This is a genomic window from Acidocella aluminiidurans, from assembly GCF_055383125.1.
The window spans coordinates 404,726-414,271 of record NZ_AP031589.1 but is presented as its reverse complement, the minus strand read 5'-3'; the positions used below and the strand labels follow the sequence as shown (position 1 = coordinate 414,271).

The 9,546-nt window shown below is 66.2% G+C and carries 11 protein-coding genes and 1 pseudogene; all 12 read right to left on the bottom strand.

What is annotated here, in order from left to right:
* Positions 1–100: 100 nt before the first annotated feature.
* Complete coding sequence (locus ACZ46S_RS02235) at positions 101–667, bottom strand: hypothetical protein (RefSeq protein WP_464063198.1); 567 nt, start codon at positions 665–667, stop codon at positions 101–103.
* Positions 664–1,761, bottom strand: coding sequence for a succinyl-diaminopimelate desuccinylase (dapE, locus tag ACZ46S_RS02230; protein WP_464063197.1), 1,098 nt, complete (start codon positions 1,759–1,761; stop codon positions 664–666). The genes ACZ46S_RS02235 and dapE overlap by 4 nt, the downstream gene beginning before the upstream one ends.
* Positions 1,758–2,582 (bottom strand): 2,3,4,5-tetrahydropyridine-2,6-dicarboxylate N-succinyltransferase, encoded by an 825-nt coding sequence (gene dapD, locus ACZ46S_RS02225; protein ID WP_464063196.1) that lies wholly within the window; start codon positions 2,580–2,582, stop codon positions 1,758–1,760. Before dapD ends, dapE begins: the two co-directional genes overlap by 4 nt.
* Positions 2,583–2,653: 71 nt before the next feature.
* Positions 2,654–3,921 (bottom strand): annotated as a pseudogene (gene serS / locus ACZ46S_RS02220) (serine--tRNA ligase).
* Positions 3,914–4,732 carry a twin-arginine translocase subunit TatC gene (gene tatC / locus ACZ46S_RS02215; protein ID WP_464063195.1) on the bottom strand — a complete coding sequence of 273 codons (819 nt, stop codon included), beginning with the start codon at positions 4,730–4,732 and terminating at the stop codon, positions 3,914–3,916. Before tatC ends, serS begins: the two are co-directional and overlap by 8 nt.
* The gene (gene tatB / locus ACZ46S_RS02210) at positions 4,733–5,176 is read right to left on the bottom strand and encodes a Sec-independent protein translocase protein TatB (RefSeq protein WP_295738944.1); all 444 of its coding nucleotides are present in this window, start codon (positions 5,174–5,176) and stop codon (positions 4,733–4,735) included. It abuts the gene before it with no gap.
* Positions 5,177–5,199: 23 nt separating this feature from the next.
* A complete protein-coding gene (locus ACZ46S_RS02205; RefSeq protein WP_295738946.1) occupies positions 5,200–5,871 on the bottom strand; it encodes a gamma-glutamylcyclotransferase in 672 nt (223 codons plus the stop codon).
* On the bottom strand, positions 5,868–6,488 hold the full coding sequence (gene scpB / locus ACZ46S_RS02200; RefSeq protein ID WP_464063194.1) for an SMC-Scp complex subunit ScpB: 621 nt from the start codon (positions 6,486–6,488) through the stop codon (positions 5,868–5,870). Before scpB ends, ACZ46S_RS02205 begins: the two co-directional genes overlap by 4 nt.
* Positions 6,481–7,239, bottom strand: a complete 759-nt coding sequence (locus ACZ46S_RS02195; RefSeq protein ID WP_464063193.1) for a segregation and condensation protein A — start codon at positions 7,237–7,239, stop codon at positions 6,481–6,483. The genes scpB and ACZ46S_RS02195 overlap by 8 nt, the downstream gene beginning before the upstream one ends.
* Entirely contained in the window at positions 7,220–7,924 is a 705-nt protein-coding gene (locus ACZ46S_RS02190; protein ID WP_464063192.1) for a site-2 protease family protein, read from the bottom strand. Before ACZ46S_RS02190 ends, ACZ46S_RS02195 begins: the two co-directional genes overlap by 20 nt.
* On the bottom strand, positions 7,924–8,775 hold the full coding sequence (nagZ, locus tag ACZ46S_RS02185; protein ID WP_464063191.1) for a beta-N-acetylhexosaminidase: 852 nt from the start codon (positions 8,773–8,775) through the stop codon (positions 7,924–7,926). Before nagZ ends, ACZ46S_RS02190 begins: the two co-directional genes overlap by 1 nt.
* Positions 8,772–9,545 (bottom strand): SPOR domain-containing protein, encoded by a 774-nt coding sequence (locus tag ACZ46S_RS02180; protein WP_464063190.1) that lies wholly within the window; start codon positions 9,543–9,545, stop codon positions 8,772–8,774. The genes nagZ and ACZ46S_RS02180 overlap by 4 nt, the downstream gene beginning before the upstream one ends.
* Position 9,546 lies beyond the last annotated feature (1 nt).

Sequence of the window (9,546 nt, the reverse complement as noted above, 5' to 3'; positions counted from 1 at the left end):
AAGCCCACTCCTGCTCTAGATCCTGCCTGGTGCTATACGGACTCCGTCCCTTTTTGTCCCAGCACGAACATTAACAGCAGGATGACAAATCGTAACCCGATCAGGGCAGCGAGGTGATCTGGGTGGAAGCGAGCGGCAGGCCGGTGGCCCAAGGCAGGGCGGCGAAGGCCCCGGTGACGGCAATACTGGCCAGCAGCACCAGCAAAGAGCGCCACACATTCAGCTGCAGCCCGTTGCGGAACACGAACCAGCGATTCCACAACAGATAGAGCCCGATCAGCCCCAGCACCGCCATCTCCACCCGGTCCATCTTCAGCCCGAACTGAACCAGGATCGAGCCGATGAAGGCCGCGACCAGAATTGCCGGCAGCACCAGCCAGAAGCACCAGTTCAGCGCCGTGGCGGTGCGCAGCCACAGCTCCCGGCGCCCGAACAGCCGGGCAAACTCATAGGTGATGACGGGCAGCGCCAGCACGGTGCAAAGCCGCGAAAGCAGCCCCAGCAGCGCGCTTTTCCAATCGCCTGCGACCAGGCTGAGCAGCGCGCCCACCAGCGGAAACGCGATCAACGGCGCCAGCGACGCGGCAAACGCATCCTCGCCAGTGCCGAACTCCTCGATGCCTTTGGCGTTGCCGCGCGCCAGCAGCAGCAGACCGCGCATGATCATACGCAAAACCCTTCGATCAGCGCCGCGTAGACATCTGCGAGCCGTTCCAGCTCAGCCACCGGCACCGCCTCATCCACCTTATGCATGCTGGTGCCGACCAGCCCGAACTCCGCCACCGGGCAGAACCGCGCGATGAAGCGCGCATCCGAGGTGCCGCCGCCGGTATTGCGGTCCGGCGTCACCCCCGTAACCCGCTCAATCGCCCCCACCAGCGCGCCGATCTCCTCGCCCGGCTGGGTGAGAAAGGATTCGCCGGAAATCTTCACCTGCAACATCGCCCCAGGCGCGTGGCGCGCCAGCATCTCCTTCAGCCAGGCTGTCAGCGAGGCGCCGGAATGCAGATCATTGAAACGTATATTCAGCTTCGCCACCGCCGCGCCGGGAATCACGTTGGTGACCGGATTGCCGACATCAACCGTGGTGATCTGCAGCGTCGAAGCTTCGAAAAATTCCGAGCCCTCATCCAGCCTGTGCGCCGCCAGCGCCGCCAAGGCGGGCAGTAATTTATGCACGGCATTCTCGGCCAGATGCGGGTAGGCGGCGTGGCCCTGACGGCCCTGCATGGTGATCACGGCGTTCAAACTGCCGCGCCGCCCCACCTTCACCACATCGCCGAGCACCGCCTTGCTGGTCGGCTCGCCGACCACGCAGAAATCCGGGATTTTCCCGTGCTCCTGCATCCAGTCCAGCACCCGCACGGTGCCATCCACCGCCTCGCCTTCCTCATCCCCGGTAATCAGCAGCGAGACATGACCCGGCACCCGCGAGGCCGCCGCGACGAAAGCGGCGATGCCGCCTTTCATGTCGACCGCCCCGCGCCCATAGAGCACGCCATCCTGCTCATCGCCGTCGAACGGCCCGTGAGACCAGCCCTCGCCGGGCGGCACCACATCCGTATGGCCGGCGAAGCAGAGATGCTTTCCGGGGCCTTTGCGCTCGGCGAAAAAATTCTCGATCTCGCCGAAACGCAGCCTCGTCACCTCAAACCCCAGCTTTCGTAGCGCTACGATCAGCACCTCCTGCGCCCCCGCATCGGCGGGGGTGACGGAAGCGCGGCGCAGCAGCTCGCGCAGCAGGGCGGGCGCGGAAATCACGCGCGCAGCAACTCGTTGATCGAGGTCTTGGAGCGGGTCTGCGCATCCACGCGCTTGACGATGATCGCCGCCGCCAGGCTGGGCGCGGCCGGAGTCTTGCCCGGCAGGCTGCCCGGCACCACCACGGAATAAGGCGGCACCTTGCCATACATGATCTCGCCGGTCTCGCGATCGACGATCTTGGTGGAGGCGCCCAGGAACACGCCCATCGAGAGCACCGCGCCCTCACCCACGATCACCCCTTCCGCCACTTCGGAGCGCGCGCCGATGAAGCAATTATCCTCGATGATCACCGGATTCGCCTGCAGCGGCTCCAGCACCCCGCCAATGCCGACACCGCCGGAGATATGGCAGTTCTTGCCGATCTGCGCGCAGGAGCCGACGGTCGACCAGGTGTCGATCATGGTGTTCTCGCCGACATAGGCGCCGACATTGGTGAAGCTCGGCATCAGCACCACGCCGGGGGCGATGAAGGCGGAGCGGCGGACCACGGCGCCGGGAACCGCGCGCATGCCGGCGGCGGCAAAGCGCGCCTCATCCCAGCCGGCGAACTTGATCGCCACCTTGTCGAACACTGGCGCATCGCCGACATTGCCCTGCACATAGTTCGGGTACAGGCGGAAGGAGAGCAGCACCGCCTGCTTCAGCCACTGATTGACCACCCAGCCGCCCTCGCCCGGCTGCGCCACCCGGGCCTGGCCGGAATCCAGCAGCTCCAGCGCCGCCTCAATGGCATCGCGCACCTCGCCTTTGGTGGCGGGCGAGATGCTGGCCCGGTCGTCCCAGGCGGCTTCGATGGCGGTTTTCAGCGCGGTGCTCATAACTTCATTCCCTACAAAATACACAGCGGACCAGGCGGCTGCCCGCCGGCCCCATCAACGGCCAACCCGCCTCAGGCGGCGATGGTCTCCAGCCCGCCCATATAAGGCCGCAGCACGGATGGCACGGTGATCGAGCCATCCTCATTCTGATAATTCTCCATCACCGCGATCAACGCCCGGCCGACAGCGGTGCCCGAGCCGTTCAGCGTGTGCACGAATTCCGGCCTGCCATCGCCCACCCGGAAACGGGCATTCATCCGCCGCGCCTGGAAGGCGAGCGTGTTGGAGCAGGAGGAGATTTCCCGGTATTTCCCCTGCCCCGGCACCCAGACCTCGAGATCATAGGTCTTGGCGGCGGAAAAGCCGGTATCCCCGGCGCAGAGCAGCATCCGCCGGTAAGGCAGTTCCAGCCGCTCCAGCACCGTCTCGGCGGCGCGGGTCATGCGCTCATGTTCCTCCGCGCTCTCCTCGGGGTGGTGATGCTCACCAGCTCCACCTTGGTGAACTGATGCTGACGCAGCATGCCGCGCACATCCCGCCCGGCGGACCCGGCCTCGGAGCGGAAGCAATAAGAGAGTGCGGTCAGCCGCAGCGGCAATTGCGCCGCCGGGGTGATCTCGCCGGCGACCAGATTGGTCAGCGGCACCTCGGCGGTCGGGATCAGCCAGCGCCCATCTGTGGTTGCAAACAGATCCTCGGCGAATTTCGGCAACTGGCCGGTGCCGTACATGGTGGCGTCATTCACCAAAAGCGGCACCACCGTCTCGGCATAGCCATGCTCGGTGGTGTGCACATCCAGCATGAACTGGCCCAGCGCGCGTTCCAGCCGGGCGAGCTTGCCCTTCAGCACGGTAAAGCGCGCCCCGGCCAGCTTCGCCGCGCCGGCGAAATCCATCATGCCGAGCGCCTCGCCCAGCTCGAAATGCTCTTTCGGGGTAAAGGCGAAATTGCGCTTCGCCCCCCATTCCTTCACCAGCTTGTTTTCCGCCTCGTCGCGCCCGTCGGGCACCGCCGCATCCAGCAGGTTCGGGAGCTTGCCCAGCGTGTCGCGCAGCAACGCATCCAGACGCGGCCCTTCGGCGTCCAGCTTGGCAATCTCCTCGCGGATGCGCATCCCCTGCGCCTCCAGCGCGGCGCTGTCTTCCTTGGCGCGCTTCGCCTCGCCGATCTTCTTGGAGACCGCATTGCGCTCGGCCTGCAGCTCCTGCTGGCGGGCCAGCGCGGTGCGGCGCTGCTCGTCCAGCGCCAGGATCTCGCGCGACAGCGGCGCCATGCCCCGGCGCGCCAGCGCCGCGTCAAACCCTTCGGCATCCTCGCGGATCAGCTTGATATCATGCATTCTCTTGGTCTTTTTGCTCAGCGGTGGCGGCCTCTTCGGCCTCGTCCTCATATTTCGGCTCGACGAGCTTCACGAAGAACAGCGAAATCTCGAACAGGAACAGCAGCAGCGCCGCCATGATGCACTGGCTGGGCACGTCCGGCGGGGCCATGATGGCGGCGACGATGAAACAGCCGACATAGGCGTAGCGGCGATATCGCTTCAGCGTCGCGTAGGAGACGATGCCGACCTTGCCTAACAATGTAAGCAGCACCGGCAGCTCGAAGCTGAGCCCGAAGGCGAAGAGCAGCTTCATCACGATGTTCAGATAATCCGAGACCTTCGGCAGCAGCGAGATATCCACGCCCTGGCCGCTCTGCTGGAAAGAGAGGAAGAATTTCCAGGCGATCGGGAAGAACACGTAATAGGCCAGCGCCCCGCCGGCGAAGAACAGGATGGGGGTGACGATGAGAAAGGGCAGCAAGGCGCGCTTCTCCCGCCGGTACAGCCCAGGTGCGACGAACAGCCAGATCTGCGTCGCCAGCACCGGGAAGGAGATGAAGGCGGCGCCGAACACCGCCACCTTCACATCCGTAAAGAACGCCTCATAGAGCGCGGTATAGACCAGCTCCGGCTTCTGCCCCTGCGCCACCAGCGCGTGCGCCAGCGGGGCGGCCAGAAAGTCGTAAATCTTCGCGGAAAAATGATAGCAGACAAGAAATGCGATCAGAAAGGCGGCGGCCGACCAGATCAGCCGTTTGCGCAACTCCGCCAGATGCTCGAGCAGCGGCATTTCCTTGTCGTCGATCTGGTCTTCATCGGCGGTTGTCATTTAAAAACCCCAGCGCCTGGTGCCAGGCGGAATGAAAGCGGGTGTGGGCGCCTTGCGCGCCGCCTCGGGCGGGATCACGGCAGGGGCATCGGGCGGCGCTTCCTCGACCACGGAAGGCGGCTTGTAGGCGGTGACTGTCTGCGTCTCGACGCTGTCATTCACCTCCTTGGCGGTGGCGCGCAGGCTGCCATCCGGGTCCAAGGCGGTTTCGGCGGCGGTGCGGAAATCGAATCGGCGGAGCTTGTCGATCTCGCCCTTCACATCCGAGAGATTCGCCTCGCGCATCATCTCATCGAGATGGCCCTGGAATTCCGAGGCCATGCCGCGCGCCTTCTTGATCAGCCCGGTGACGGTCCTGATCGCGACAGGCAGATCCTTTGGCCCAATGGCAATCAATGCCACCGCCATGATCAGCCCGATCTCACCCCATGACAATCCAAACATCGCGCAGGCTTGCTAGCAGGCCCTCACGCGGATGGCAAAGACGCGGCAATCCGCGCCAGCGCCGCATCCTTCACCCCCAGCGCGCGCAGATGCTCGACGGTGTTTTCGAAATATTCCCGGCAGGTGCCGAGATCCCCCCGTCCGGACGCGATCAGCGCCGCCGTCTGCTCCACCGAAAGCTCCTTGATGTAGCGGGGATGGTCGGGATTGATGACGAAGGTGATCGCCCGCACGGGCTTGCCGCCGACCTCAAGCCGCACCCAGCGGGCATTATAGGCGCCGCCATACATTTCCCGCTGCCAGAGCAGCCACAGCTCCTGGCGGATTTTTTCAGCCGCGATTCGGAACGCCACCCCCCGGCAGGCCCCGCCGCGGTCCAGGGCCAGCATCACACCCGGCGTCTCCGGCGTGCCGCGCCCGATGAACATGCGCAGGCAGAAACGCCGATGCCAGCCGCGCAGCAGGGCGCAGCTCTTCGCCTCGTAATCGAAGGCCGGATTCCAGATCAGCGAGCCATAGCCGAACACCCAGAGATCTTCATCCGCCGGATGCGCGGCCAGGATTGCATCGAAAAGCTGCTTCATCTCCGCTTCGGTGCGCCAGCGCATGTCCGGATGGGCGGCGGCATATTCGCGCTGGCGGGCACGCAAAGTGCCGTCCATCAGCGTCTCGCGGGTGATGCGCAGCGGGCTCATTCGGGTTTCGCTTCTTCCACCCCCGCCGCCTCATCCGGCTGCCCCGCCTCCTGCGGCTGCGCATCGGGCTCGGCTGGCGGCGCGGCAAGGGCCGGCCCGTTCGGGTCGATCAGCAGCTCCTCGCGCTTGGGCATCTCGCGCAGATCATTCAACCCGAACTGGGCGAGGAAATTCGGCGTGGTGCCCCAGAGGGTCGGCCGGCCGGGGGTCTCCTTGCGGCCCTTGGGCGTGATCAGCCCGTTCTCCAGCAGCAGATCCAGCGTGTTCTGGGAGAGGGCCGCGCCACGGATCTCCTCGATCTCGGTGCGGGTGACCGGCTGGTGATAGGCGATGATGGCCAGGCTCTCCATCGCCACGCGCGGCAGCCGGCGGGGCATCTCCACCACCTTGCGCAAAGCCGGGGCAAGATCAGGCGCGGTGCGCAGCTGCCAGCCGCCGCCGACCATGACGATATTCACCCCGCGCGAGGCATAGGCGGTGACCAGATCGCTCATCACCGCGTCCACATCCGTATCCACCGGCAGCAGATTGGCCAGCATTCTGGCCGTCACCGGCTGGGTGGCGGCGAAAATCGCCGCTTCGGCCAGGCGCATCGGCAGCGTAAAGGCTTCAGCCATCAGATCCTTCGCTCTCCTTCTTCTGCCGCATCAGAATCGGCCCGAACCGCTCATCCTGCTTCAAGTCTAGCTGCCCATGCTTGGCCATTTCCAGCCCCGCGATGAGGGTTGAGGAGATGGCTGCCCGGCGCGGAATGCCATCCTGCAGCCCTTCCGGCAGAAATTGCTCCAGGCTCGCCCAGTCGGGCAGCGAGCCCAGCATCCGCCCGACGCGCTGGAGCGCATCCTGCACCGAGAAATACACCATCGGCCGAGGCCGGTAGCGCTGTTTGGCGCCGGCCCGGCGGCGGGCGGCCAGATAGGCGGAGAGCAGGCTGGTCATGTCCAGCTTCAGGCGCGAGCGGTCCAGCTCGGTGAGGTCTTCCGGCAGGCCGCGCTCGAACACGTCCCAGTTCAGCTGCGGGCGTTGCCCCATCCAGGCCGCGGCGACGCGCATCGCCTGCAGCTGCATCAGCCGGGACTGCAAAATTTCGGCGGCCAGCTCCGCATCCTCCGGCTCGCCCAGCTGCGGCACCAGCAGGCGCGATTTCAGCCAGGTCAGCCAGGCCGCCATCACCAGCCAGTCCGCCGCCAGCTCCAGGCGCACCCGGCGCGCCCCTTCGATCACCGCCAGAAACTGCTCGACCAGCTGCAGGATGGAGATTTTCGCCAGATCCACCTTCTGGGTGCGGGCGAGTTCGAGCAGCAGGTCCAGCGGCCCCTCGAACCCCTCCAGCGACAGAACCAGGGTCTCAGTTGTCTCCAAAGCCATTTCCCGTCAGGCCCAGCACCAGCCGCTCGGCGGCCGGCAGCAGCAGCCCCATCACGTCACGGAACGGGTCGAAATGCACGCCGAATTGTTGCAGCGTCACCGGCAGCACGAACAAAACCAGCAGCACCGCGGCGATGCCAAGATTTTCCGCCCGCGCCAGCCGCATCGCCAGCTTCAGCGGCAGGACGCCCACCGCGATCCGCCCGCCATCCATCGGCGGCAGCGGGATCAGGTTGAACAGCCCAAGCAGCAGGTTGATCTCGATGAAATAGGCCAGGAAATCCAGCCAGGGGATGGATTGCGCCGCCACCGCCGCATGCATCGCCACCCCGCCCCCCAGCGCCAGGATGAAATTCATCGCCGGCCCGGCCAGGGCGACGATCGCCATCAGCCGGCGCGGCTCGCGATAGCCACCGAGATGCAGGTTGAACGGATTGACCGGCACCGGCTTCGCCCAGCCATAGAGAAAGGCGATATGCCCCAGCGTGGCGAGCTGCCCCACCGCCAGAATCAGCGGCAGGATGAAGGAGCCCATCTTGTCCAGATGTCTAACCGGGTTCAGCGTCAGCCGCCCGGCCAGTTTAGCGGTCTTGTCGCCCATCCAATAAGCAACGACGCCATGCGCCAGCTCATGCAGGATGATGGCGATGCCGAGCCCGGCAAGGATAGAGAGAAAATGAACCATCACAGCGCCTCCAGCACGGCCCGGTTGCCGGCGAAATCGCCCGGGCAATAAAGCGCGATATCGCACCCCGCCGCCAGCGCCCGGCGCGCCCGCGAGGCCGGGTCAGGGTCGCTGGAGAGCGCGCCCATGGCCAGATCGTCCGAGACCAGCACGCCCTGAAATCCAATCTCGCCGCGAATGAGATCGCGGATCACAATTTCGGACAAGGTGCCCGGATTGAAACGGTCATATTGCTCGTAAACCACATGCGCCGTCATCGCCCAGGGCAGATCCTTGTTGGCGATGAAAGGTGCCAGATCATCCCGCGTCAACGCCGGCACCACCGGCTGCGCCACATGCGAATCAACCAGGGCGCGCCCATGGCCGGGCAGATGCTTCATCACCGGCAGGATGCCCGCTTCGATGATGCCGCGCGCGATCGCCCCGCCCAGCCGGCCGACGGTCGCGGCATCGCCGGTGATCGCGCGGTCCCCCACCACGTCCGAGGCGCCGGGGATGCGGATATCCAGCACCGGGGCGGCGGTGCAGGTGAAGCCGGCCTCGCGCACCATGGCGCCGAGCGCCTGGCCGTGGGCGTAGGCTTCCTCCTCGCTCCTCAGCGTGCCGGCGGCGGGCAGTTCGTGCCAATGCGGGGCACGCAGCCGGGCGACGCGCCCGCCCTCCTGGTCCACCATCAGCACCGCGCCCGGCGGCAGGATGGCTTTCAGCTCCGCCGTGAGGTCCGCCAGCTGCGCCGGATCGGCGATGTTGCGCTTGAACAAAATCGCCCCGCGCGGCGCGTGCTCACGAAACAGCGCGCGCTCCTCACCCGTCAGTGAGAGGCCGGAAATCCCCAAAATCGCTGGTTTCAAAATGCCGCCACGGCACAGGCCGCGCCCTTGGAGGTGAGGTTGTCACAGAATGTTTTCGCCGCCGCGCCGGAGGGGAAGCCGCCAATCCGCAGCCGCCAGACACTCTGCCCGTTCACGATCGCCGGGATGATCTCCGGCGTGCGCCCGGCGAGCAGATCCGGGAACTGCTTTTGCAGCTTGGTCCAGGTGGAAAGCGCGCCGGCCTCATCCCCGGTGGCGGCAAGCTGCACCGCGCTCATCCCCTCGGCCTGGGCCGCGCTGGAGGCAGTGGAGCCGGGGCGCGGCGTCTGCGAGGCGGCGGGGGTGATGTTTTGCGGCTTGTCGGTGGTGGCCGGGGTGGCGTTGGCCGGCGCCGGCGCGTCATCCGGGCTCGTCCCCGGCGCTGCCGGCGGGGCGGCCTGCGCCAGCTGAGGGGGCGGCTGGTTCAACCCCGCCGCCTGATCCAGAGCCGCGATATCCGGCGCCTGGCCAGGGGCGGCTAGACGCGGCGCCTTGTCGCTGACCTCGCCGGACATGATGGGAATATTGGCGCCCGGCACCACCAACCCGCCAGGATCGGCAGGGACCACGCGCAAAGGTGTCGCCGGCGGTTCCACCACCGGCGGCGGGCCGAACGTGTAAGGATGGATGCCGCTCCAGACCCAGGCGACGACGATGACCAGCACCGAAACCCCGCCCGCGGCGATCGCCATGCGCTGGATCGCCGGGTCCAGCCGCTGGCCCTTGGCGCGGTGCGGCCGATACAGGAAATCGTCGTCGTCTTCCTGCAAA